Genomic DNA, 26,879 nt, shown 5'->3' on the forward strand with positions numbered 1-26,879 from the left:
ATAAGTAAAAGTTATATATCTGGAGTGAGGGTTTTATGGAATTTAGGCAGATTCGTTATTTTTTGGAGATCGTCAAAATCGGGACTTTTCAGAGGGCTGCGGAAGGACTCGGACTGACTCAACCTGCGTTATCCAGGCAAATGGCTCTGCTCGAGAGGGAGATCGGAAAACCTCTTATGGAACGAGGATCCAGGGAAATTCGTCTTACGTACGAGGGGGAAATCTTTTTAGGGTACGCCGATAAAATGAACACTCTTTGGGAAGAGTTAAAAGACGGTATGAAGGAGCCGGGTAAGGAACTATCCGGAACGTTTTCGATCTCGGCCGGAGGGACAGTATCGGCTTGGATTTTGCCTAAAATACTTAAGAAAATTATGATAGATCATCCGGGATTGGTTCTTTCCGTAAGGGAAGGGGACGCTCAGGAAACGAAAGAAGCTTTGCTTAGAGGGGAAGTCGATTTGGGGATTCTTACGGGGCCCATGGCGGAGCCCGGGTTAGTGGAAAGGGAATTTCTTTCCGATAGAATCATCGCCGCCGCATCGAAAGAGCACCGGATTTTCAAAAGAAAAAAAATCCGCCTAACGGATCTGAACGAAATCCCGTTCGTTTTCTTTCATCCCGCATCCGCAGTTAGAAGGGCAGTCGAGAAGAAAATTCGGACCTTGGGAAAGAGATTTCGGCCGCGCATTTCCATGGAACTTCGGAGTGTGGAATCGGTGATAAAATCCATAGAGGCCGGTTTAGGAATCGGATTTCTGTCCGAATATTCGCTTAACGATCGCTTGCGAAAGATCGATTTGCCCGAATTAACGGCGGAGAGAAAATTCTTTCTCTGCCACCGTAAGTTCATCCGTCCGGGTCTTTCCTTATTGATGGAAGAAATCGCGGCCGCCGCATCGGATTTTACGAAAAAATGACCCTATAGCGAAGCAATGCGTTTTAAGAATCGCATTTTGAGTATTCCCGCATCACTGAATGCCGGTCTTGGATAAAAAATCCAATATCGATGATTCGATTTTCTCCTTATCGCTTGAAACGTGTTTGGAAGTGAGAACGTGATGGCCTTGCTCTACCGCAACTTTAGTGTTCAAGGGATTCGGATGTTCTCCACCGAATTTAGAAAACGCCTCCAACATCGCTGGAACGCTGGCAACTTTGTCCTGATGGTCCTTGTCTTTATAATAATATATTAATAAAGTCGGACTGTGGATATTTGCAAAGGTCCCGTTCGAAGCTATGAATTTTTTGGCGTTGGATACATGTTGCACCGATGATAAGTATTGATCTTTGTACCAATACTCGTAATACTTTTCTCCGATTCCGTCACCCTCGACTCTAGGAGGCGACTTTCTTATTTTACCGTTGATCATTTCCGCCAAAGAAGTGCCTCCAGGAAGATAAAATAATTTGGCGACCGGTACCGTAAAATCGAAGAAAGGAGATAATAAGATTAACGCGTGAATTTTATCGGGATATTTGGACGCAAGATATGTCGATATTAATCCGCCCATACTGGTCCCAACCAATACGATTTTATCGCCGAGTTTATCCATCATCAGCAGACTTTCTTCGGCAGTCGTCAGATATTCCCGGAAGTCGGTATCTCTATGGTCCTCGTTGTTTGTCCCATGTCCAGGAAGGCGAAGATAGTAAATATTGGCCTTGAGCTTCGCGGCGATTTTATCCATAGATGCTTCTCCTTCGGCACGCGAAGCTCCGAAGCCATGTACATATAGAATGGCCGCCTTCGTTTTTCCCGGGGAAAAGCGTACCAGCTTTTCTTCGTTGCCGGTCCGACCGCCTTTGGCTTGGGTTTCTGCCAATTTCATTCGATAATAGCTGTCGAAGTCTGCGGGTAGAGCGTGCTCTTTATACTGGTACGAGGGTAGAGTCGCGTAATAAACGCCGGTATATGCGGCTACGATAATGAGAACGGTAGCCAAGGAAAATTTAATCGAACGTTTCAAAGATTCTTCCTGGAGAAATATAGTGCACGAAATCTATCTCTATGCCTCAGTAAGGCAAGCGTTTTGCATCGGAACTTTTGCCGATTATGATTCAGAAATATCTGTTTAGGGAGCCGAGCCAAGGGCGGCAGTTAAGTCAGAAGACAGAGGACAGAGGACTGAAGACAGAAGCTGCTCGAAGTTGGAAAAGTAATAGAGGTAGAGGAAAGATCCCCTGTAACGCAGGAATCTTTCTCCAGAACATGGAAACCTTGCTCACCAATGTTCTGTCCTCAGTCTTCCGTCCTCTGAAAGTCCTCTGTGAACCGGAGAGTAGAATTTACTTAAAAAACCCCGCCCTTTGGGTGGGGAGTCTGTTGAAAAAGTTAGCGAGGTTAGTCGGTATTTTTCTCGTAATTGGGATCATTATGTTTAATTGTTATAAAGGCTTTCAGTTAACTTTTGGCGGATCGTTTAAACATACCGAAATCCGCAAAGTTTTGCTATATTATGAGCGGAGCATCTCTCGGACCATTCCAAAGATACTTTTTCTATTCCCTTCGTCATAAATCTATATCCGCGACGAGATCCTTTTATTGCACCAAAGACACCTTCGATCGAGGGGAATCTCTTAGAGTAAATTTTCCGCGATTGCGGATGTCTTAACTTTTTACGCATTTCCATCGTGTAGAAATTGTCCATCTCGTTTGGTTGGTAATTCTTACTTGGACTCAAATGAACATAGTTGTTTTTTAAATTATTAGAATTCACCAAAATGGCTTTAGAGCGATCTTTTGTGCAGAAGTGCTTTAACTTACAACCATTGCAATTCGTTGATCTGTAATCTAAATAACGATTGTCTCCACGAAGAAATCTTTCAGCTTTAAATTTAAGTTCTCTACCTGATGGACAGGTGAATCGGTTGGATTTTCTTTCGTAAGCGAACTTTATAAACTGAGGTCTTCGTTTAGCAGAATCGGGAACCTTCGGTATCCGTCCAGCTTGGAATGGCCTTGTGACTTTTTGATCGGGGCAATAAATATCGAAATCCTTTAAACTCCGAAAGTTGGCTTCACTCGCGTAACCCGCATCCAAGATATATTGAATTTTTCTGAAATCATTGTCTCTTGATTTCAGGGAAAGGTGACAATATTCGACTTTTCGAATCATCTTTTCCGTAAACTTCGTATCTGCTTGCCCCGTTTCCACAGATTGGGAAACAATCATGTTAGATTTGCTATCGACCGCCGCCTGAGCATTGTAACCTACGATAAAGGCGTTTCCCTTTTTCTGTAGATCGCAATTTCTCTCATAGAGATGGATCCTGCGGCGGTCTTTGTGCTTTTTTAAGAATTCTACAGCCTCTTTTAACTTGCCTGCTTTTCGTTCCAAATCTTTCGTTTTTTTCGAAAGTTTAGTCTGTTCTAAATCTGCCGACCGTTCCCACTCCCTTAGTTTTATCTTACTGACTTTTTCTATTTGCTTCAACCGAGTCTCGAATTTCTCTAAATCCCCCATATCATCGGAATTCGCATTGGCCTTTATCTTTGTTCCATCGATTGAAACCGTTTCAAAATCTATATAACCGCTTTCATAACCGAGAAATACCGTTTGAGAGAATAAGTCCTCAATTTCATTTTTGTGGGTCTTTCTAAACTTTGAAATAAACGTATGATCTAACTCTTCTCCATCCAATAGATAAATCAATTCGGCTCTCAGTTTTGAAAGTCTACAAAGTTCTCTCATCGAGAGGTTGCCTATTAGTATCGAATAAAAAAGGGCCGAAATTACTTTCTTGGGCGAGATCGCGGGTCGCCCTGTTTCATCATTCTGGTAATTCTTCTCGAAATCCTCAAAATCTAAGCGATCGATGACTTTCTTAAAGCTATGAATAGGATGTCCTTCTCCAAATAACTCCTGAAAGTTTAAAACATACATCCGCAGCTGTTTAGGGTCCGTATTCTTGAACTTTGCCATTCGGCAAATCTAGTACATTCGTAAAATTTGCACCTCTTTTTCAACAGACTCTGGGGGCCGGAGCGAAGCGGTGGAAAAATTCTTCTACCACAAAACGATTCCCCTGACAAGAACTTTTCCAAAATGAATTTAGTAGGAGCTCCCGCGCAGAGGACAGAAGACTGAAGACAGACGCGCTCGCTTCGCTCACGCTAGACAGTAGCTGCTCGATGTTGGAAAGGTTACCGAAGTAGAGGAAAGATCTACTATAACACAAGAATCTTCCTCTAGAACATGGAAACTACGCTTGTCGATGTTCTTTTCTTGGGCCGACTTTTTTGCATCTAAAAAAGCCTGCATGGGAGTTTTCCCTTGATGCAGTCTTTCTTCGTTGTAAGACTCGGTATAGTTAGCTCCTAAATAAGAGGAGTAACGTTATGAATGTTATTAACAGTAAAGAAGAGATCTCAAGTGATTATGTCTGTTTAGCGGAGGCGTTGTCGGACAAACTGTATCCTCATCTTACGACGATGCCTTAACTTAGGTAAGATTCGATCGGTTCGAGGAAGGCCATGCAAAATGAGGTACTTTTCAGAAAGACGAATTAGAATGGACCTACCTAATTAGGAAGGCCTGCGTATTATGTGTGATTTATCTCCGTCATTTTTTCAGCGAAAAGCTGTCTGCATTTTCGCAACAAGGTTATATATTTGAAAAAACAAAAGGAATTTATTTTTGCATTTCGAATTATCCCTCCTGTTAAACGGCGTCTTACTTCTTTACTTCTTATTCTCTTTAAAATCCGAATCCCGGAACGAACTACAAGTTCTCTTACTTAAATCCCAGCTGACTGCCTACAAACGGAAAACAAAACAATTTCATACGAAACCTTTCGAAAGAATCAAAATCGTGTTACTTTCCTACATCCTTAAAAATTGGCGGAATTTGATGATCCTCGTTTCGCCGGAAACCGTTCTTAGATGGAGAAAAGAAAAGTTCAAAATCTTTTGGGCCATGATCTCTAAAAGAAAGAAACCAGGAAGACCCAATATTCCTTGGAATACGATTAAACTGATCAGAAAAGTCGCTAAAGAAAACTATATTTGGGGAGCTACGAAACTTCATGGACTACTTCATAAATTAGGGTATGATATCTCTGAACGCACCGTCTCAAAATATATTCCGAAACGACCACCGGATCCAAGGAAACGACTCCTTTGGAAACAATTCTACGCTTTACATGCCGAAGCTATGGTTGTTTCAGATACGTTCACTCTGTACTCGGCTAATTTTAAAGAAATCTTCAAGGTTGCTTTCTTTCTTCATGTCGGAACTAGACAGGTACTTCACTTTGATATCCATACCAAACCGACCACAAGATGGATGCGGAACGTTCTCAAACTTGCAATTCGCAAGCGAGGAAATAAAAACTTTCATTACTTTCTTTCCGATCACGATCCGATTTTCGGAAAACGATTCACTAAATATTCGGAAAGGGTAGGCATTAAACATAAAAAGACAACCCCAAGATCTCCTTGGCAAAACTGTTATGCGGAACGATGGATCAAAACTTGCAGAAACGAATTCTTAGATTTCTTTATTCCCGTAAATGAGTATCACCTTAGAAAAAATCTAGATGAGTTTATTCATTTCTATAACCATAACAGAACCCATCTGTCTTTAGAGAAAGACACTCCGATAAGCTCACCCGTTTTATATAAACCCCGAGACGGAAACTATAAATTAGTAGCTACGCCTGTTCTCGGAGGGCTTTATCATACATACTCTTACGAAAAAATAGCTTAAGTTTATTTAACAATCATTATTAAGTGAACTTGAGCCTCCCTCGAACTGACTATGCATGCCCACCGAGTCCACATCGAAAGCTAAAAAGGATTAAACAAAAGGACCTTCCCCGATTTTACTTTGAAATTTTCGGGGAACCATTCGAGTAAGCACTTAGGTTCATTCAAATGAATACGTCTTCATTCGATATATCTGCGTTTTCATCTGCTACTTTAGTTTTTGCGAGGCTCTACAGCGCCTATTGGTAAATCTTTCAAGAAATTTTGAACTTCTTTGGGAGGAATCGCACTCGTGATACCGAGTGGTTTACCGCCTTCTCCGAAGGTGAAATTCTCGAAATCATTCCCGCTTGTTCCTCTGATCGTCAAGTGATTCGAATATCCGTTCGTAAATCCCTTATCCAAGACCGGAGCGTGTGCGTTTTTACCCATTGCCACCGCACCGATTCGTATCTTGTGAGTCATGAATTCCGCCAAGGTCGTATGCATGGAAACTCTTCCACTTACGACTGCCTGAACGTAGTTGTGAAAGACTCTGCAAAGTGCCGCAGCGGTTTCATTTCCCATCTCACTTGGACTTTTGCCTGAAAATATCCATTCTTTGACATCGTTAAAGACTTTCATCTTTGCAGGATCATTTTGGATGCTCGGATCGGGTGTGAATTTTCTTTCATCTCCTCCCACTTGCGTCCGTATCATATCAAAGACGGCTCCTAACTGAGTCGCCAGTGGTCCAAATTGTCTTTGGTTCGCATTCTCTCCCTTCACCATCTCTTTCACCAAGGATATTACATGTTCCGGTTTGGTTGGATCAAATGCTTCGTTCGCATGCGCCCCGGCAAATATTTCTGCGGGGGAGGTAAACGCTTGCTTTGCTAATCGTACCACTTCTTCCGGGTGCAGTGGTTCGATTTTATTGTCTTTGGAACTTCGCTTATTGTATTCCGATAAACTCCGTTCGTGATCTGATGCCACTTCCTTCGTCATCTGTCGCATATATTCCGGTCCCGGTGTGAAGTTCTTTTTCGTATCCGATGTATTCAGGTTATTTGCAATATCCGCCTTTTTGTCCACTTCGATCTCCGGATTGTTGAATTTCTCCAGGGGTCCCTTGAATTGGCCGGTTGCCTTATCATAGTATTCGTTGACTGCGGTGTATTTTAGTGCGTTCAGTTTCTTTTGTATGTATTCATCGGCTCCTTCCAAGCCTTTATTGGCAAGGATCTCTCTAAACTGTGATAGATCCTTTTCTTGGGTTTTCTCGTAATTCTTTACGATTTCCTTATTTTCTTTGTTTAATTCTCGGATCTTTTCTGCGATCTGTTCCGGTGTTTTAAATCCTGTGCTGAGTGGATTTCCGTCTTTTAGAGTTTCTAGTCGCTTGATTTCAGTCTCGTTTCTTTGGTAGTTCAAGTCCTGTTTTGCGGATGCGATGGCGTTTTCATGGATCTCGGGTCCATAGGCTAGCTTCGACGGGATGGAGGACCTCACTTCTAAGTTCCTATTCTCCATCGTAGAAACTACCGATTTTATCCTGCCTTCCGCTTTCTTACTTTCTTGTTCAAACTTTAGTAGAGTGGGGAGATCTTTTGTTAGAGTCGTTAAGTCGAGCCTGTTTAATAGATTCTCTTTTTCTTTACTCAGTCGATTGTATTCCTTAGTTACCTCGTTCAATTCCACCTTTAATTTCTGATACTTCGCATCCGTCGCTAGTTTTGCTTCTGTGGCTTTTCTTCTAGTTTCTTCCAAAGGTGCGATCTTGTCTCTCATACTCAGCAATTGTTCGTAATACTGTCTGTCTTGCGGTTTTAGGACCTCTTTTAATCCGTCCATATGATTCTTATTATTCTCGCTGAGTTCTTTTCCCTTGCCGGATTCATAACTCAAGTTCTGTTTCTTGAACTGAGAATCGCTTAGGAGTAAATTCTTAGAGGATAGATATTCCGTGAACGACTTATTCGCATACAGATTCTCTTTCACGTAGATCTCTATGTTTCTTCTTGCTACGTTTGCTTCTTCCGTAAACTTTTTCGTGAGTGTCTGTATATCCTTGGTTTTTAGGGTAATTTTAGTTTCTGTTTCAGTAAGTATCCTTCGCGCATTCGCTACTTGTTCGGCACTCACCGTATTTCTTGCCGCCTCCAGTGCGATTCCGTGCAGTCCTGCTACCTCTCCTTTTTGATACGATCCGAGCGCCTTAAACACATTCGATTCGGTTCCGATTCCCTTCGCATAACCGGCTTTGACAAGCGCATTCTCTGATAAATATCCATTGGCCCATTTGGTTATCGCTTCCATTTGGTTTCTCGTAAATCCTAATTCTCCCGTATTGCCTCGGAGTGCTTCTCGGATCTCTTTGATTCCGGGCAGGCCATCCGATTTGGGACTCTTGATTACATCCACCAGTAGCTTATTATTGATTTTGGCCAGGTCTAAGACTTTTCTTGCTGCATTACTTTTGCTTAATAGTTCTTTTAGATCCGTTTTTAAACTTCCGTTTGTCTTCTCGTAGTTCGTTGCATTTTTATCCAATTGATCGATTTGGTTTGCTAGTTCCCTATCCCGCACAACCGCATCGGTTCCCGGTATAATCCGGTTCTCTTTGTTTAAGATACTGATTTCTGAACGGAGATTCTTTAATGCACCTCCCTCGTCCTGCGGATAATTATGCACGCTTACATACTCATTTCCCACTTTTATAAAGTAGTTATGATTTCCTTCCATCTCAATGTTATACACTTTCTGGTTCCGGTTGACTTCTTTTCGGTCCTTGATTCCAAGGGTTCCTTCTTTTTCCGTCTTCCAGTTCGTTTGGTAGTCTCGGTTATACGAATTCTCTCCCATCGAAATCGAGGCTACTGATAACACGGAACTTCTTGCTAAGCGACTCTTTAGTTTAGCTCTTCTGATGCTTCGTTTCGTGATGCTTCTATCTCCGGTTTTTAGATCTTCCGCTTTTACCCAAACGTCTCCTGTCACTCCCGAAGTCCTGCTTCGGTCTCCCGCGTTCAACACCCCGAATGGATGGTTCCAGGTAGTCGTCACTGTTACGTCGTTTTCATATTCTATTTTATGAATCGTCTTCACGTCATGCACGAAGGTTTCCGTGATCTTACGAGTCTCGATTTCTCCGGTCTCTTCGTTGATTGTAGTGACTTCCTCTCCGATTTGTAGGGAGTCGATTCTACGGTTTCCCTTCGGTGTTAAGATCTCTTGTGATCCATCAAAGCAAGTCTTCACCTTCCACTTCCCGTCTCCATCCACCGCCATGAGCCCGGAGTCTGCGATGCCGAACATCATCTTGATGTCTCCTCCGATTCTAGCGAGTGTCTTCCCGAGCTCGGATGTGGGTGAGTCGTTCACAAATTCCAGTTTTAGATTATTCTTCTCCGCGATCTCCCGCATGTCTCCCCGGACTCGTTCGTTTTCGGCTCCAATGGTTAAACTTTCTTTGTTTTGGGAGTAGAGCTCTAGGATCTTCTGTTGTCCTTCCGGGTTACTCATGAGAGAGATTCTTTCTGCCTCGGAGATGATATTATTGGAACTTAATACTTGTCCGGCTGCGTCTGCTACCTTGGGTAGCGGTCTCTTCGTTGATTGTAGTGACTTCCTCTCCGATTTGTAGGGAGTCGATTCTACGGTTTCCCTTCGGTGTTAAGATCTCTTGTGATCCATCAAAGCAAGTCTTCACCTTCCACTTCCCGTCTCCATCCACCGCCATGAGCCCGGAGTCTGCGATGCCGAACATCATCTTGATGTCTCCTCCGATTCTAGCGAGTGTCTTCCCGAGCTCGGATGTGGGTGAGTCGTTCACAAATTCCAGTTTTAGATTATTCTTCTCCGCGATCTCCCGCATGTCTCCCCGGACTCGTTCGTTTTCGGCTCCAATGGTTAAACTTTCTTTGTTTTGGGAGTAGAGCTCTAGGATCTTCTGTTGTCCTTCCGGGTTACTCATGAGAGAGATTCTTTCTGCCTCGGAGATGATATTATTGGAACTTAATACTTGTCCGGCTGCGTCTGCTACCTTGGGTAGACTTTTCTCAAAGTTGTGGTTCGCATTTTCTTGTACTTTAGCAAGTAGCATTTCGTTTTGCCAGTTTGTATTTCCCTGTACTTTCTCGAACCTGTGAGTGTTGGAGTTGTAAGCGATGGAGGCGGCCGTTCCCCCGAGTACTTGGGCGCCTAGATTGAATTTGCCGTCGTTGGAGTAGGTAAGAGTTCCACCATAGCCTCGTAGGTTCGGTGGTGTGTTGTCCTTGCCATAATTATAATATCCTCCTACGCTTGCACTTCCGTCTTTGCTTGCGGAGAGGGAAAGTCCTACGTGGTGGCCGTTGGTTCCATTTTTGTAAACATCCATTCCTCCATTAGCGGTGTAGTTCCCGCTTGCGAAGTTGTAATCGAGTCCGATGTATCCACCCTTGAAGTTATAATTCAGGTTGAGATCGAGACCACTTCCGGGAGTGAAGGTTAAACCTCCGTTGATCGGCAAATCGGAGCCTGTGGGAGCCGCAAAGATAGCGCCTCCTCCCCAGCCGCCTTTTCGTTCGCCTGTTCCATACAGTATGTTTGCGTTTTCGTGAGGTGTCCAGGATACAAATCCACTTACTGGGAGTTTATTATAAAGTGTGAATGTACTTAAGAGGCCGTTCACAAATCCTGCAACGGCTCCGTTCGTTCCCCCGTCCTTGTTTCCCATGTATGTTTGCGCCGCTACGTCTGCGACTTCAGAGGACAGAAGACAGAGGACTGAGGACAGAAGGACCGCGTCCCTCGTTTCACTCGGGTCAGGCTCTCACCTCCGGTCAAAAAATCGCATTCGCGATTTTGTGACCCCGGTTCGATCCTTCGCGGGTCGTGATCGTTAATTCTCGCGTTGAGTTCAGTATTCAACGCTAGGATTACGTTTGCTGCCCTGATCCTAATATTTCTCTTCTAAGTCCGATCCCTCTTTCTTAGAAAATCGTTGTCAAAGATCTCTTTTTAGTCTCTTCGCACCCGGCGGTGCAGCGAGAGCGCCTCCTCCCCAGCCGCCTTTTCGTTCGCCTGTTCCATACAGTATGTTTGCGTTTTCGTGAGGTGTCCAGGATACAAATCCACTTACTGGGAGTTTATTATAAAGTGTGAATGTACTTAAGAGGCCGTTCACAAATCCTGCAACGGCTCCGTTCGTTCCCCCGTCCTTGTTTCCCATGTATGTTTGCGCCGCTACGTCTGCGACTTCAGAGGACAGAAGACAGAGGACTGAGGACAGAAGGACCGCGTCCCTCGTTTCACTCGGGTCAGGCTCTCACCTCCGGTCAAAAAATCGCATTCGCGATTTTGTGACCCCGGTTCGATCCTTCGCGGGTCGTGATCGTTAATTCTCGCGTTGAGTTCAGTATTCAACGCTAGGATTACGTTTGCTGCCCTGATCCTAATATTTCTCTTCTAAGTCCGATCCCTCTTTCTTAGAAAATCGTTGTCAAAGATCTCTTTTTAGTCTCTTCGCACCGGCGGTGCAGCGAGCCCCTTTTTTACGAAGAAATCCGCCAAAAGCGGGTTCTAACGGTCTAAACAATACCTTTCAATATTTCCTCCAGGGGGAAGGGTAAATCAAAATAGTTTGTTCGATTCAATTCTTTACACTCAGATTCATTTTTATTAGAGTGAATGATTCGTTTTTTTAATTTTTTACGAGGCTTATCGACTAAGCCCTTTTTTTCTTTATATTCTGCTAAAGTGATCACTTTTGGTTTCATTTTTAACTCCTATTAAATTCTAGGATTTTGTTTTCTTAAATCTCATCAATCCGTAGGTCCTCTTGGGACGTTATAGCTCCCTTCTACCTCCAGGGCATTTTCATAATGCTCCTTGCATTCCGCGAGTGTCGGGGAGTCAATTTGACCGCCCGAAAAAATTTCTTTATTCTTATTAAATTCAACTTCCCCATCGGCCGAAAAGGCTTCAAAGTAGTAAACGCCGGATCCTTCAGAATAGGCCGGATCCTTTCCCTTGTTGAATACAAATTTAAGTACCTCTTTGTTTTCATTAGCGATATAAAGGGTATCATTGTTCAGATAGTTAATAATCTTTAAATCAAACGTTCCTGGCACAGATGCGAAAGCAAAAGTTAGCTTTTTTTTATAAGGATCGAGAAACATACAGCTTTCGGCATACGTTTGCTTGAATGATTTTTCTTTCTTTGCAAATTGAACTAGTTCGCGGCCCGGTCCAAAGTTATATACGCCTTTCATTTCCTTTGCATCAGGAATAGAAAAGTTTTCACTATAATACTTTTCGTATGGAGCTTTATCGGGTTTACATCCCGAAAAAACAGCCAAAAGAAGAATAACCAATATTCTAATTATGATAAACGCCATAGACTGGATACTTTTTTGGTTTAAATTTTTCTGCTTTTCCATGTTTGTCTCTTCCTCCATTATTATTATAATCCCAAATTGCTCCATCTTTCTTATACAAAATCCAGAAGTGATTCGGACCCATGATCTCGTCCGAATTTCCCCAGACTTGAATCACGGCACCTTCGGGTAAACTTTCCGTAAATTTGTTCCAGGTGTCCATACTAATCGGGTTTGTGACTCCTACAATTTTCCCGTCTTTGAAAGATAGATCCGGAAAGTTATTTTGCAGGGCCATTCCTGATGAGTCAAAGGATTTTGAAAGCTTCTCTTCAAATCCTCTCAGCCTGCCCACATCAAACACGGGAGCTCCACCACTCATTTTCACGTCTCCGTTCTGCATTTTGTTGATCATATACTCTCCAAAACTCAGGTTCGTTTTTTCCGAGAAGGTTGCTTGGGTATGATTTGCCAAGACTCTACAGATCGCAGAGGACATTTTCAAAGCAAGCTCTCTACTTTGAATCAATTTTCCTGATTTATCTTTCTGGAATACGAATTCTTTCACTAAGTTTGCATCTCGTAACGCAATTACATCCGAGTTCCAATCTCGAATTTGGTTTAATTTGGTCTTTTCGGATTCGTATATGCCTTTATTGATTTCTCCATTTTCATATTTGGATGTTAGTTCTTGAATTTTAGTCTGTGTTTCTCCAATGATTTTGGAAGCTCGTTTTACGAGTTCTGGGTTCGGACCGAATTTTTCCGGTCCCATTTGCCGGATCATTTCGATGATCACCGAAGATTGTACTTCCATTCCTTTTCCAGGGCCTTGTCCGGCCACCATCGTATCCGCGTATTTCAAGAGTGCTTCTCCTCTCGCCGCTACGGATTCTTTGGTTGGATTTCCAAAAAAGTCGAGTTCCAACTTTGGTATTTCAGGTTTTTCTGTTACTCTTGCGATTGCTTCTTTAAACTGAGTTTCGCTCATGATCGCCTTGTGACCGCGGCCAAGTGGGATGCCTTTTTCGAGTTCGTGGCTCATTGCAAGTTTGATTTGTGTTAAGTTCGGCATTCCTTCCGATCCGAATGTCCGAATTCTATTTGCGTGTTCCTTATCAAAATAGTTTTCGTTTTTATCATGCGCTTTTACGTTCACTGCTTCCGGATCCGGTGTGTTCAAGTAAGATAGCTTACCCGTAAATTCTCCATTCGATCCTTTGGGAACAATGGCCAAGGTCGCCTTGATCTTCTCTCGGATTTGATTGTCGATGGCTGCGAGTTTCGCCGCTTTTTCGTAATTCGCTTTTGTAGACGTTCGATTCTCCCTGGATACATTATCTTTGATTAATTCAAGGTATCTTCCTCCTACAATCGAGTTCGATTTTTGGATTTCTTGATTCACCTCGGTTAATTTTGTTCGTAGAGCCTCATCTTTTGGATTCAGGCGGATTGCCATTTCTAATGAGGCTTTCCTCGTTTGTAGTTGAGATAGATCCGTTTTTATGTTCTTGAGTTTGGTATCTAAACCAGAACGCATCTCAAACAAAGAAAGTGCTTTTCCGGTTTGGAATTTCTTTTGGGCCTCTTGTGTTAAAGTCGCTAGACTTGTTTTTACGGCTTTTTCTGCGGATGTTAACTCTCTTGTTGCAAATCCCAGTTTTTCTTTTATATACTTGTCTAAGGCTTTTACTCCCTTGATTTCTTCAGGTAGTAGAGTCTTATCTTGTAATCGGAGTTGGTTGTCCTCTTGGAGTCTCTTTAGATCTGCGACCGTTTGTTTTGCTTTTTCTTCCGTTTTTAGTAACTCTACAAATTTCTCGGATCGTCTAGCGGCTGCTAGGCTCTGTGCGGCTCCGATGTCTTCTGCGAATTGATTTCTTTGAGAGAGTAGGGTTTTTAGCTCTTTTAGATTATTTTGAACTTCCGGGGTTACTTCCGTGTTTCTTCCGAAGAGTTTATCCAAAAATCCTTTATTCGAAACCGAATCTTCTAGGTCAGCAACCATTTTTTGGTTCTCTTCGTTGACCCTAGCTCCTTTGGTTAATTCATATTCGGTTCCGTTCGCGTAGTTGTGTACTACAAAAGCTACTTCCGATCCGACCACATACGTGTGGTTGTCCTCGACTTCTAGATTATACACTTTTGTAGGCTTTACGTTATGGTAATAGATATCGGTGAGTGTAGCCCAGGTTCCATCCGATTTCAAGACGTGATCTCCCACGCCTAGCTTTTCTACGATCACCCAGTCCGTATTCTCCGGCGTGCCGATTTCTTCTTCTGCCCCTTTTTTCCGAACTCGGATCGGGTGGTTCCAAGTCACTTGAAACTGTTCTTCTCCGTCTAATTCTAAGTTGTATAGCTGTGGGACCTCATGCACGTACAATTGAGTAATCGGTTTGTATTCGAATTTTCCGGTTACTTCGTTCCAGGATAGGGCTATATCACCTATCCTAGCAGTCTCTATCGGTACAGTTCCTCCTTTTAAATTCAAAGGAGTTCCCGCGGTAAAACAAGTCTTCACCTTCCACTTCCCGTCTCCATCCACCGCCATGAGGCCGGAGTCTGCGATACCGAACATCATCTTGATGTCACCACCGATTCTAGCCAGTGTCTTACCAAGTTCACTCGTAGGTGAGTCGTTCACGAATTCCAGTTTTAGATTGTTTTTCTCCGCAATCTCTCTCATGTCTCCCCGGACTCGTTCTCCGTCTACGCTGTTTATGAGGCCCTCTTTGTTTTGGGAGTAGAGCTCTAGGATCTTCTGTTGTCCTTCCGGGTTACTCATGAGAGAGATTCTTTCTGCCTCGGAGATGATATTATTGGAACTTAATACTTGTCCGGCTGCGTCTGCTACCTTGGGTAGACTTTTCTCAAAGTTGTGGTTCGCATTTTCTTGTACTTTAGCAAGTAGCATTTCGTTTTGCCAGTTTGTATTTCCCTGTACTTTCTCGAACCTGTGAGTGTTGGAGTTGTAAGCGATGGAGGCGGCCGTTCCCCCGAGTACTTGGGCGCCTAGATTGAATTTGCCGTCGTTGGAGTAGGTAAGAGTTCCACCATAGCCTCGTAGGTTCGGTGGTGTGTTGTCCTTGCCATAATTATAATATCCTCCTACGCTTGCACTTCCGTCTTTGCTTGCGGAGAGGGAAAGTCCTACGTGGTGGCCGTTGGTTCCATTTTTGTAAACATCCATTCCTCCATTAGCGGTGTAGTTCCCGCTTGCGAAGTTGTAATCGAGTCCGATGTATCCACCCTTGAAGTTATAATTCAGGTTGAGATCGAGACCACTTCCGGGAGTGAAGGTTAAACCTCCGTTGATCGGCAAATCGGAGCCTGTGGGAGCCGCAAAGATAGCGCCTCCTCCCCAGCCGCCTTTTCGTTCGCCTGTTCCATACAGTATGTTTGCGTTTTCGTGAGGTGTCCAGGATACAAATCCACTTACTGGGAGTTTATTATAAAGTGTGAATGTACTTAAGAGGCCGTTCACAAATCCTGCAACGGCTCCGTTCGTTCCCCCGTCCTTGTTTCCCATGTATGTTTGAGCGGCTACATCTGCTACGACTGCGCCTCCTCGGATTACGCTCGCCATTTCTCCGGAGAAGGTAAAAAAGTTTTTGATATCGTCCCCGATGGTGGCTAACGTTTGCATTAAGGTTTGGCTTGCTGCTCCTTCGGTTAACACTGTGATTGCGATACTCGCCGCGATTTCTACTGCCTCGATTGCCTGGTGTTCTCGTTCCTGTCGTGCTTGTTTCTTCGCTTGTCTCTCGTCAAAGACTCTTTGTAAGAGTTGTCCGATCAGGTGTTGTTCCGCTGGATCTCCATTCGGGTCCACGGTCTTTCCGATCAGATCAAAGAAGAGTCCTCTCTCTTGTTCTTTCCACCAGTGTTTGTCCAGGTTTCCTTGGCGAGATTTGGCTTCTAACGCATCTCCCGTTACGCTGTCCGACCAATCTTTGGTTTGTTTATAAAAATCCTTAGTTTCGGATTTTGTAAATAACCCGAGTGCTCGTCCTATATCCGCCTGGGAGGTTAAAATTCCGCGTCCGAGTTGCATCGTTAGCTTCGTCAATCCTCCTTTGAAAAGGGAACGGTCTAGATACGAATAAGAAACTCCTCCACCGAGGGCTGCGGTAATAATATCCTCCGTTAAATGTAGTCTCTTTAGTTCCGATCTTGCCTGTTCTCGATACACCATATTCCCGACCATGTCCGCGACCTGGTTTACGTACGTCGGATCCATGCCCTGTTGTTTTCCGTAGAGTTGTACGGCGTCTTTGGCAATTGCAACTACATCCGCCTGCCAAGCCTTGATCGCATTTTTTTCATAGACCATCTTGGTATCGTTGATGGCGTATCGGAGGTTCTTATCGAAGTTCTGCTCATCTCGTGCGGAAATCATCCCCATCGCTTTCAAATCGTGGCTGAAGTTTTTAAAGAGGGCGCCTTCTAATTCTGCGATGGCTCCGCCGATGGAAGCGTTCACTGCTTTTAGTGTGCCTTCGAGTCTAGAGAGGGAAAACATTCCGCCCCTCATGCCGAGTTCCATTTTCGCATCTCTCATCTTGAAATACTCCGTAACCACTTGGGTTACGAGTGCGATCTGGTCCGGGGGCAGGTTCTGGGCTCTCATGCTCTCTGCTACGATCTGTCCGTAGGCGGCGTACTTGTCGTCTTTCCATTGTTTGATGGCTCGGAGATCGTCTGCGTGTGTGACTCCGATTCCTAGATGGACTAAAGCATCTGTGGGTATTACAGTCTTGAAGAAGTTGTCGATCGGTTTTAAGATCCCCAAGTGCCGTTCTGCTACCTGGGCTGCCTCGTGATCCATATAGGCGCCGGCAAGGAAGGAGGCTCCCTCCGGTGTTAGATGGAAAATATTGGCCAATGTAGTTGCGATAAACCCTTGGACTAGATTATGCGTTTCCTTTTTGATGAAGTCCTTCATTCCCCCGCCTAAATACAGGGTCTCTAAATAATCCGCGATTAGGTTTGCGGTGTGGGCCTGGCCCGAGGCGCTATTCCAAGCGGCCTGGGTATTATAGTTATTCCTAGAATCCAGGGCGTTAACCGACGCAAGGATCGTATTCGTGTAATGGGAATTCTGAAAGAAATTATTCATATTCTCGAAGCTTCTACCCACAAACGAAGACATGATCTTGTCCTCTCCGTGCTCATGGTTGCTATCGAAGATATTCCCGAAGCTGTTCGCTCCCTGGCCTAGCAGAAACACGGGTGGACGGATGGTCAGGTGTTGTGTGTAAGATCCGAAGCGATACGTGCTCGCATCCTGGTCGTTCCCGGTAGATGTCGCTTTTCCGTCGTAGATCGACTCATCCAAGGAGATCTCTCCCGTTTTCGAGTCGTATGCCACATTGGAATATTTCAGTTTCGTGTATTGATTACAGGAATCTAATTTTTCCCCGCAGACGTTTTTCAAGAACGTGCTGATATCGGTGGCCTTTCCTCCGTCGCAGGCATTCGCATCCGTTCCGCAGGAAGTGCAGGAACCGTTTGTATCGCAATGTACGAAATACCCCTGGTTATTCACGAGATAGGTCGTATCTCCCACCACCTTCGTGGAAAGATTCCCGTGGTCTTTTAAAAGATTACTCTCTCCGTTTTGAGTAAAGGTCCTTTCTGAGCGGAGAGAATCCGCAAGTTGCTGCATATAATTCGAACGGGAGTTCAAAAGAGCATTATTGGTGGAAGACAATAAACTTAAATTCCCGAGACCCGCACTCGCGTTACTAAACGCGGTCGAAATCCCCTGGAGAATCGAAAAACTAGGAAGACCCGTCTGAGGATCGATCCCGTTCAAGGACGAAAAAAGAGAACCGAAAAGATTCGAATGAGAAGCACTCAAATCGAAGCCGCTGGGATTCCTGGAGACGGACAAACCCGTCTCTCCATTACGGGAAAGTAAAGTGGAAAACAGTTCTTTCGCGACCAGATCCGCATCCGCCTGGAGTTTGGAATCCCGGAGCTTATTATTGGCGGAGGTAAAATCGCTAGTCGCCTTCGTCTGGAGATCGTTCATATGTACGAGCCAGGCCGTTTCGCTTTTTTGTAATTCTCTTAACGTATTCGAATAATCGCTTTGGGCCTCTGCGATCAAAGCGGCTTCCGTCTTCTGCCAATTTAAATACTGAGTCTCGTATGTGCTTGTCTGAGACGTCCAGTTACTGATCGCCGGCAGGATATTCTGATTCCAGTTAAACGAAAAACTCTGGAGTTGGGTGCTCAAGGCCTGCCAGGTCATTGCGTTCGCATGTGCGTTCGTATCCACGGTCGTATAATTCAAAACGATCCCGATGGAATCCTCCTTCATGACTGTGTTAACAAGGCCAACGCCTTCTTTATAAACGCCTGCTTGATCTTCCGTATAATTATAAAAGTTATTCTCTCCCCACCGAATGATCGTCGGGTTGGACTGAAACCATTGGTTGGCTCCTCCGATCGCAGGCACATTTCCGAACGGGTTAAAAAAACAACCGAGTCCGTCATGGCAATAGGCAGGGTCCTGATTCCAGTTATTCGGACCTCCTTCTAAGATCATATAACTGTTACCGATGTAGTTTCGATCGTTAAACGCAATCAAATCGGTCTGGCCCTGGATCCGACTGACCGCGTCCACGATCACACCCGGAGCTAAACCGCGCAAGGCCGCACCCAGACAACCCGGATCAAAATCGTTGGAGTTATAAACGTCCCTGTCGATCGTGGGACTTCCACTCCCCGGAGCCGTGCCGGGACAAACCGAGGAGCTCCCCGCAGAAGCCGCATTCATGATCCAGTTGGCAAATTCTTTTTCCGTGATTCCGCCTTGGATATAACTTACGATCTCCCAGGCGAGGCCCACAAGCCCGGTTCTCTTTGTCAGATCGTACTGACCCTCCAAAAAATCCTGGGTCGTGATGTAAAGTGTGTTCGGACTATGAGACGGACGCATTCCATGATCGAACGGATTGAAACCGCCCAGATCGATGCCTTGGGTTCCCCCGGAACCGGTTCCGCTTAAAATATACGATAACTCGGTGTTGATCACCCCTTGCTCATGAGCCAGAAATTGAGACATCGTAGTCGCCGCATACATTAGAGAAGCTTCAAACGATTGGATCTGACAGGAGTCTTGAATACCGCCGGAACTAGGGCAGGCGACGCAATTCACATCCCCAGCGGGGCAGGTATTCGCATAATAAAGACCGGTAAGAGAAGACGGATTCGAGCGATCCACTACCGCGTTATAACAGACATGCCCGGACGGACAAACCGTCGAATTCAAAAACTTAGAAGCCGAAAGATCGTACTGTCCCTGGTTGCAAACCGCACCCTCGTTCAAGCAGGACTGAGGATAACTCAAGAGCTGACCCGTTGTGGAATCGAAGATCCCGTACGAATGCAGGCCCTGCGTGATCGCGGTCTCTATGGAATTGATCACCGCCTGAAAGGCCTTCCCGTCCCCGTTCAAGGAAGTATGGATGGAGATATTCTTGGTCGGGTTGGAGGAACAATCCCCGCCGCTCGGACAGGACGGACTCGAGTAGTTTTGAGTCGTCGTGTCATACCGTAATGTGATACAAACGTCCCCATGATTGCAGGAGCTTACGAATTGACTCAAGGTCACGTCGTACAAATAATCCACGCAGATATTACCGCTCGCGCAAGAGGGAGCTCCCACATAACCCCCCGCACCGCCGTTCGCTTTGGAATCATACAAGGCGGAGGCGGTATTCCAAAACAGATCCGTGCTATTCAGGAATTGTTGGTAGCCGTCCATCGTCTGCTTGATCTGATCCTTCACACTGTCCTCATACGATCGGATCTGTTGCAGATACGCCTGGTACTGGGCCTCCGTGGAATTGATCCGGCTCAAGAGCTTGGCGTAATCGTTATTCAAGGCCTGCAAGGCCTCCTGGTAATTATATAAGCCGTTTTGAATATTAGAATTAAATTGACTATACCATTGCTGTTCCAATTGCCGCAAAGACATTTGGGTATTCGTAAATAAATTCCCGTTCCCCGCAAAGACCCCGCTGAGAGAAGGGGAATTCCCCGAAATAAAACTATGAAACTCCGAATCGAATTGATCCTTCAGAGTCGCGACCTGGGCCGCATTCCCCTGATAATAGGTATCGATAAAATGATTTCTCTCCAGTTGGATGGATCTTTCCGCGTCCACCTGCCACTGAGTCAATAAACCCGAGGCCTGACTTTGCAAGGCGTCATACAAATAGCTCTTATAATCCTGAACGCTCTGAAAGCCGTCCTGGGTATGGACCTGACTCACCGAAGAGGAAATCTGCATCTGGATTTCCGCCTGCCACTCCGATTGCAAGACCGCATAGCTCTGCAACATAATCGCATCCCAATTCGTGATAGAATGAGATCCGTTGGCGACCGAATACGATTGCTGCAAAAGAGACTGCCATTGCTGCCAATTATAATGTTGAGGATCTAACTGGGGAACTCCCACTGGTTGGGAATGTACACTGCTCTGAAAACAGAATAGAAACAAAAAAACGAAACGAACAGAAGCAGAGGACAGAAGACTGAGGACAGAGGACGGACGCGTTCGCTTCGCGCCCGCTAGACAGAAGCTGCTTGAAGTTGGAAAAGTAATAGAGGTACGGGACAAATCCCCTGTTACCGCAAGAATCTTTCTGTAGAACATGGAAATTCTGTTCACCAATGTTCTGTCTCCCAGAGGACTGAGGACAGAAGACAGAGGACAGAAGCTGCTAGACTTTGGAAAAGTTACAGAGGTACGGGACAAATCCCCTGTTACCACAACAATCTTTCTTGAGAACATGGAAATTCTGTTCACCAATGTTCTGTCTCCCAGAGGACTGATGACAGAAGACAGAGGACTGAAGCTGCTCGAAGTTGGAAAAGTTACAGAGGTACGGGACAAATCCTCTGCTAACGCAAGAATCTTTCTGTAGAACATGGAAACTCCGTTCATCAATGTTCTGTCTCCCAGAGGACTGATGACAGAAGACAGAGGACTGAAGCTGCTCGAAGTTGGAAAAGTTACAGAGGTACGGGACAAACCCTCTGTTACCACAAGAATCTTTCTGTAGAACATGGAAACCCTGTTCACCAATGTTCTGTCTCCCAGAGGACTGATGACAGAAGACAGAGGACAGAAGCTGCTCGAAGTTGGAAAAGTTACAGAGGTACGGGACAAACCCTCTGCTAACGCAAGAATCTTTCTGTAGAACATGGAAACCCTGTTCACCAATGTTCTGTCTCCCAGAGGACTGATGACAGAAGACAGAGGACAGAAGCTGCTCGAAGTTGGAAAAGTTACAGAGGTACGGGACAAACCCTCTGCTAACGCAAGAATCTTTCTGTAGAACATGGAAACCCTGTTCACCAATGTTCTGTCTCCCAGAGGACTGATGACAGAAGACAGAGGACAGTAGCTGCTAGACTTTGGAAAGTTTATAGGAGTAGAAAAAGAATCCACAATAACACAAGAATCTTTCTCTGTAACATGGAATCCCCGCTCATCAATGTTCAGTCTTCTGTCCTCTGAAAGACCGCGTCTACGAGAATTTAGAAACATAGTAACTCCTTCCTTCACATCCAAATGCAAAAAACCAAAAGCTTTCCTTCGGTCCCCAGAATCCAAACTTTGAAGTCTATTATTCCATTTTAGAATATATTGCAAAATTTTCAATCTTGCTTTCAGAAGACAGAGGACAGAAGACAGAGGTCAGACGCGTTAGCTTCGCTCACGCTAGACAGAAGCTGCTTGGAGTTGGCAAGGCAGCGGAGGATTGGGAAAAATCCGCTCTCAACACAAGAATCTTTCTCTGTAACATGGAATCCCCGCTCATCAATGTTCAGTCCTCTGTCTTCTGTCCTCTGAACGCCCTCTGACTCTCTATCCTCTGCAGGCCAGGAAACGGCCAACAAAACCAAATTTCGCTGGACCCAAAAGAGCCCCCCAGCCAATCCGATAGCAAAAGCATGCCTTACTATCGCGGAATCATGTCAATTCCATAGATAATTATCAAATATGCAATATATTTTTATATTATTATCAAAATGGTTCAGAAGACAGAGGACAGACGACTGAGGACAGAAGCTGCTAGACGTTGGAAAGGCAGCGGGGTTAGACGAAAAATCCACTGATAACGGAGGAATTCTTCCTGTAGAACATGGAAACCCCGCTCATCAATGTTCTGTCTCCCAGAGGACTGATGACAGAAGACAGAGGACTGAAGCTGCTTGAAGTTGGAAAAGTTACAGAGGTACGGGACAAATCCCCTGTAATACAGAAATCTTTCTGTATTACAGGGAATCTTCTCGCACCAATGTTCTGTCTTCTGAAAAAGCAATTGACTATACTAATCAATATGATAAGTATTTAGTTGTGATCAGGTCTTTTAAGGGTCAGGAGACACAAGAAATTTGGGAAGGTCGCTTTTCTAAAAAATATCCACCTGACATTCAGAAAAAAGCACAGATGAAGCTTGGTATGATCAACAACGTTGTGGAAGTAACGGAACTCCGAGTTCCGCCTGGGAATCGCCTTCATAAGTTATCCGGAGATAGAGAGGGTCAATATTCTATTTCAATTAATACCCAATGGCGGATTTGTTTTAATTTTGAAAACAATCACGCATTCAACGTCGAAATAACGGATTATCATTAGGAGACGAAAATGGTAAGAAAAAAGCTATTAAATGTTCATCCTGGTGAGATTTTACGGGAAGAATTCTTAGAGCCAATGGGTATTTCCGGTTATAGATTATCTAAAGAAACAGGGATTCCTGAGTCGAAGATTTCGGATATTATTCATGGGAAAAGAAACATTACCGCCGGTATCTCAATCAAGCTTGGTAAGTTTTTTGACTTAAATCCGCATTTTTGGATTGGCCTTCAAAACGATTTTGATATTCGGGAAGAGCAACATAAATTAGCAAAAATTCTTAAAAACATGAAGTCATATAAGGATTTTTATAAGGATCGGGACAGTAAGAAAGTGGCGCCATCCTTGGCTTAATCTTTTCATCGTAGCGCTGGCTCCGGCACCTAACTTCGACTTCAGTATGGGCGCCTCCTGCTTCGCGTAGTCACGCTCATCCAACACTTCTTGTTATTCTAATATAACCCGTATTTTATTCGAGTGTTGGACTAAAGCCCTGGCGCTTGCAGAGCACTGATGACTGAGGACAGAGAGTCAGAGGACGGAAGACAGAGGACAGAAGACAGAAGACAGAAGACAGAAGCTGCTCGAAGTTGGAAAAGTTACAGAGGTACGGGACAAATCCCCTGCTAACGCAAGAATCTTTCTGTAGAACATGGAATCTCCGCTCACCAATGTTCTGTCTCCCAGAGGACTGATGACAGAAGACAGAGGACAGAAGCTGCTAGATGTTGGAAAGTTTATAGGAGTAGAGAAAGAATCCACAATAACACAAATCTTCCTCTAGAACGTGGAAACTCCGTTCATCAATGTTCTGTCCTCAGTCCTCTGTCCTCTGATTACCTAACACTTATCCTGCCTTCCTCCTCTATATTGAGAAGGACGTCCGCCAGGGAAAAGTCATTCAATTTATCTTCTAAAGCTTTTTGGGCTTCTTGGAAAATTCCTAACAGTGCACCTTGAATTCTCTTTCCTACGGGACATTTAGGATTGGCGCGGGCATGAATAGAAAATAATTCCTCGGTCGATTCGACCGCTTTATACACTTCCAAAAGACGAATTTCCGCAGGAGACTTGGCTAAACTTGCTCCCGGAACACCTTGTCGCGTAACAACCAAGCCCGCTTTTTTTAGCTTTCCCAGGATGCCTCGCACAACGACCGGATTTGTTCCGATGCTACCCGCCATTCTTTGAGAAGTGATTTCCGCCGAATTTTCCAACTCTATCAGGGATAGGACGTGGATGGCGATGGCGTATCGACTAGGAATGGACATGCGAACGGTTACCTAATCAAAAGCCTTATTAATAATACCCAAGAAAGCAAGGAGAATTTTGATGCAAAAAGGATACGAATCTAGATCCTTCTCGATTCTCTTTTTCCCGACGAAACTTACATTTTGGATTTGCAAAGATAGGATAGGAAAAATATTATTTCTACTCGTTGATCATTCCACCGGGAGAATTCCGAATATGCGATCGAAGCTTTTTATACTTGCGTCCTTCTTTCTTATGGTATCGGCATGCGGAAAAAAGCTGCCGGTTTCCATGATAACCGCGACCTCGATGGAGAGCGGATTGCCGTTCGACATTCTGGAAGGGAAAAAATGGAGGCCCGAAAAAGGCGCGAATTTCGTGAAACTTCACGTTTATCCCGACGAATCGTTTTTACTTTCTAAGATCGAAATCGAATCCTGTAACGGTTCGTTTGCCGACTCGATCACTGCGTATATTAATTTTGATGAATATAGTCAGGATTTGACCGGGGGAGGATCCACCGCGACGGTGCAATTTTCCGCTCCTCGTAGTGCACGCTCCGTTACATTCAATTTTCATAAAAATACGGATATCTGCGTGGACAAAGTCGTTTTCTACGACGAAAAGGGATCCAAATTAGGCTGGAAATCCCCGAAAATAGTCGAGGCCTCGATAAAAGCTTCCGAAACTGCAAAGCCTTTCCTTTCCTACGACGTGATGAATCTATTCGATTCCCGTTACGAGTATGCTTGGGCGTCCGATAAAAAAGGCGCAGGTGTCGCCTTGGATTTCGATTTCAAAGAAAAACAGAAAATAAAGGCACTTAAAATTTGGAACGGATACCAACGTTCCGAACGTCACTGCCAGACCAATGGGCGTTTAAAAACCGCGACATTGACAGGGGACGACGGCTATAGTTCCAAGATCGAAGTTCAGGATACGCTCGGTCCACAAACGATTAACCTGTCTAAACCCTTCGAAGGAAAGAGACTTCGCTTAACGGTTGATTCCATTTATGAAGGAAAGGGTTATAAGGGACTCATCATCAGCGAACTCCGCTTTTCCGACGGTGACGATTGGATTTTGCCTAACCCGATCGAGCAAGTTAGGAAAATCGCTAAAGAAAACGCCCTTCAGTTTGCCGCGGCTAATATTAATAACGTTTTAAATTGGAGTTATGTGGGGGGAGAATACTCCGGGGAAATTCCGGTCAATTCCTCGTCGACGGAAAAGAGCTCTCCTCCGGCTCCCGAATCTTCCATGGATCAACCTCCTCAGGAAGAGCAGGTTTCGGACAAGTATCTAGTGTCGTCCAATTGGACTCTCAGACTCCGCTCGGATGGAAGTATGTTTTTGGAAGGAAATACCGAGGACGAAGGAATGGGAGGCAAAACGAATCGAAGTTTCTTTGCATTAGGAAATTATGAAGTGAAAGAGGCGAAGCCCGACGGTTTAAAACTTAGAATTTTCGGACTCGTTCGCCAGAGGACAAGCGAAGAGGAGTATTTCGGAGGAGACTGTAACGGGTGCGGAAGAGACTGCAATATGGGTGAATCGGATCCGAACAATTCCGAGAAAATATTTCAAGAGACGATACGAATTCGTAAAGTCGGCGACAAGATCTATCTTCAAAACGAAAATCCGGATAAGGTATTTCATTTTAAATCCCTCGAAATGAGTCAGGAGTAAGATTGCTATTTTTGAATCGTTTTTGTCTGGTCTTACTCTTCTTTTCCTTTTTCCATGCTTGCGGTAAAGAGGAAAAGCAGGAAGAGTTTTCGCTTACTCTAAAAGATAAGAAAGGCTCGGTACCTGTCCGGATCGAATGGATTCGTAAAGGATTACCCGGAAAGATGGAGCTGTACGAATTGGCGGCCCAAAGGCCGGTGCAACTCTGGGATACTAAGTCCGTTGCGACTTTGGAACAGGCGCCGATCTCGACTCCGATCGAAGCTTCGACTTTACTTCTTTCACCGGGAGAACTCCGGCGATTTGCGTTGGTCTATAAGAATGACACCAAAGAGGATTTATTTTTCTTTGCGGCTCCGCATTCGGTTACGCCGCCCGAATACGGTTTCGGATTCAAATTCAAATGTTTATGCGTAAACCATCTATTTAAGGTGGAATCGGGAAAGGTTTGGTACAGAATCGTCGAGTTGAGAACGATGCCGAATTGGGCAAGCGAGGAATTTTCGATCACTCACACCCTGGTCAGAGTGGATCCGTCCCAGGCTAAGGAATGGGAATCCTCGAGATCCCGGTCGATATCGGACGATTGACCGCAAATATTCCGTTTGTGCATCGACAATCGTTTTACGAAATACTAATTAATTGTTTTGGCAATAAAGGGCTTTGGATTGAAACGAGCAGTCTGCCTGGGTTCCGTCGGCGCGCGTAAATTTTCCGGGGGACGAATTGTTGCCGTCGATGAAGTCCGCTTCCAACACTCCTCCGTCCGGAAAAGAGACTGTGGCCTTTCCTTTTAGGATGCCGTCGGAAAAATTCCCTTCCACGATCGTTCCGGTCGCGAAAGTATATGTTCCGGGGCCTTGTTTTTGATCCGCGGAAAAATTTCCGTTAAATTGATCCCCGTTTTTATACTCGAATTTACCGGTCCCTTCTCTTGCACCGTTCTTAAAATTTCCGACGTATTTATCTCCCGTCGAATATACATAAACTCCGGAACCGTTTTCGCAATCTCCTTGTTCGCACCGACCGTCTTCCCTAGCTTCGTCCGAAAGATCCGCCGAGCGAGAATCGGACTTCCGGGTTTCGGAGGAGGAATCTGCGGAAACATCCGGATTAGCGGGCGGCTCCTTCGTATTCGGTGCACTTGAGCAATTGATCCAAACAGATACGCATAACGTAGAGAACAGAATCGAAATCGGTCGGAATGGAAAGACGAGCATGACTG

General features: G+C 44.8%; 16 protein-coding genes. 6 read left to right on the forward strand and 10 right to left on the reverse strand.

The features are described from left to right. Window positions 1-35 precede the first annotated feature (35 nt). A complete protein-coding gene (locus LEP1GSC047_RS07740) occupies window positions 36-920 on the forward strand; it encodes a LysR family transcriptional regulator (RefSeq protein ID WP_010410801.1) in 885 nt (294 codons plus the stop codon). Window positions 921-971: 51 nt separating this feature from the next. Here LEP1GSC047_RS07740 and LEP1GSC047_RS07745 read toward each other — a convergent pair whose 3' ends face one another. Then, window positions 972-1,970 carry an alpha/beta hydrolase gene (locus LEP1GSC047_RS07745; RefSeq protein WP_010410798.1) on the reverse strand — a complete coding sequence of 333 codons (999 nt, stop codon included), beginning with the start codon at window positions 1,968-1,970 and terminating at the stop codon, window positions 972-974. Window positions 1,971-2,423: 453 nt separating this feature from the next. Next, on the reverse strand, window positions 2,424-3,926 hold the full coding sequence (locus LEP1GSC047_RS07750) for a transposase (RefSeq protein ID WP_010410792.1): 1,503 nt from the start codon (window positions 3,924-3,926) through the stop codon (window positions 2,424-2,426). Between the two features lie 714 nt (window positions 3,927-4,640). Here LEP1GSC047_RS07750 and LEP1GSC047_RS07755 point away from each other — a divergent pair. Then, window positions 4,641-5,711, forward strand: a complete 1,071-nt coding sequence (locus LEP1GSC047_RS07755) for an integrase core domain-containing protein (RefSeq protein WP_010410789.1) — start codon at window positions 4,641-4,643, stop codon at window positions 5,709-5,711. 212 nt (window positions 5,712-5,923) lie between these two features. Here the strand turns inward: LEP1GSC047_RS07755 and LEP1GSC047_RS20815 are convergent, their stop codons facing one another. From LEP1GSC047_RS20815 to LEP1GSC047_RS07785, 6 genes are all read right to left on the reverse strand, one after another. Then, window positions 5,924-9,214, reverse strand: coding sequence for an intein N-terminal splicing domain protein (locus LEP1GSC047_RS20815; RefSeq protein WP_020988284.1), 3,291 nt, complete (start codon window positions 9,212-9,214; stop codon window positions 5,924-5,926). 31 nt (window positions 9,215-9,245) lie between these two features. Then, window positions 9,246-10,469 carry a TIGR04388 family protein gene (locus LEP1GSC047_RS20820; RefSeq protein ID WP_337587469.1) on the reverse strand — a complete coding sequence of 408 codons (1,224 nt, stop codon included), beginning with the start codon at window positions 10,467-10,469 and terminating at the stop codon, window positions 9,246-9,248. A gap of 210 nt (window positions 10,470-10,679) precedes the next feature. Then, entirely contained in the window at window positions 10,680-10,964 is a 285-nt protein-coding gene (locus tag LEP1GSC047_RS07770; RefSeq protein WP_337587470.1) for a TIGR04388 family protein, read from the reverse strand. A gap of 298 nt (window positions 10,965-11,262) precedes the next feature. After that, on the reverse strand, window positions 11,263-11,451 hold the full coding sequence (locus LEP1GSC047_RS07775; RefSeq protein ID WP_010410756.1) for a hypothetical protein: 189 nt from the start codon (window positions 11,449-11,451) through the stop codon (window positions 11,263-11,265). Between the two features lie 45 nt (window positions 11,452-11,496). After that, on the reverse strand, window positions 11,497-12,114 hold the full coding sequence (locus LEP1GSC047_RS07780; protein ID WP_010410753.1) for a hypothetical protein: 618 nt from the start codon (window positions 12,112-12,114) through the stop codon (window positions 11,497-11,499). Beyond that, entirely contained in the window at window positions 12,053-20,527 is an 8,475-nt protein-coding gene (locus tag LEP1GSC047_RS07785; RefSeq protein WP_039934236.1) for a TIGR04388 family protein, read from the reverse strand. Before LEP1GSC047_RS07785 ends, LEP1GSC047_RS07780 begins: the two co-directional genes overlap by 62 nt. Window positions 20,528-22,435: 1,908 nt before the next feature. On the opposite strand from LEP1GSC047_RS07785, the gene LEP1GSC047_RS07800 reads away from it, so the two are divergent. Both LEP1GSC047_RS07800 and LEP1GSC047_RS07805 read left to right on the forward strand, forming a co-directional pair. Then, window positions 22,436-22,717 carry a type II toxin-antitoxin system RelE/ParE family toxin gene (locus LEP1GSC047_RS07800; protein WP_039934239.1) on the forward strand — a complete coding sequence of 94 codons (282 nt, stop codon included), beginning with the start codon at window positions 22,436-22,438 and terminating at the stop codon, window positions 22,715-22,717. A 9-nt stretch (window positions 22,718-22,726) separates the two neighbouring features. Next, a complete protein-coding gene (locus LEP1GSC047_RS07805; protein ID WP_010409355.1) occupies window positions 22,727-23,068 on the forward strand; it encodes a HigA family addiction module antitoxin in 342 nt (113 codons plus the stop codon). A gap of 482 nt (window positions 23,069-23,550) precedes the next feature. Here the strand turns inward: LEP1GSC047_RS07805 and LEP1GSC047_RS07810 are convergent, their stop codons facing one another. Next, entirely contained in the window at window positions 23,551-23,985 is a 435-nt protein-coding gene (locus LEP1GSC047_RS07810) for an Rrf2 family transcriptional regulator (RefSeq protein WP_010409356.1), read from the reverse strand. Between the two features lie 196 nt (window positions 23,986-24,181). On the opposite strand from LEP1GSC047_RS07810, the gene LEP1GSC047_RS07815 reads away from it, so the two are divergent. Both LEP1GSC047_RS07815 and lsa20 read left to right on the forward strand, forming a co-directional pair. Then, entirely contained in the window at window positions 24,182-25,654 is a 1,473-nt protein-coding gene (locus LEP1GSC047_RS07815) for a discoidin domain-containing protein (protein WP_052580673.1), read from the forward strand. A gap of 2 nt (window positions 25,655-25,656) precedes the next feature. Further along, complete coding sequence (lsa20, locus tag LEP1GSC047_RS07820) at window positions 25,657-26,244, forward strand: LIC11469 family lipoprotein adhesin Lsa20 (RefSeq protein WP_010409359.1); 588 nt, start codon at window positions 25,657-25,659, stop codon at window positions 26,242-26,244. A gap of 48 nt (window positions 26,245-26,292) precedes the next feature. Here the strand turns inward: lsa20 and LEP1GSC047_RS07825 are convergent, their stop codons facing one another. Then, window positions 26,293-26,874 (reverse strand): MORN repeat-containing protein, encoded by a 582-nt coding sequence (locus tag LEP1GSC047_RS07825; RefSeq protein ID WP_010409361.1) that lies wholly within the window; start codon window positions 26,872-26,874, stop codon window positions 26,293-26,295. Between the last annotated feature and the right edge of the window lie 5 nt (window positions 26,875-26,879).

Source organism: Leptospira inadai serovar Lyme str. 10 (assembly GCF_000243675.2).
GTDB classification, from domain to species: Bacteria; Spirochaetota; Leptospiria; order Leptospirales; family Leptospiraceae; genus Leptospira_B; species Leptospira_B inadai.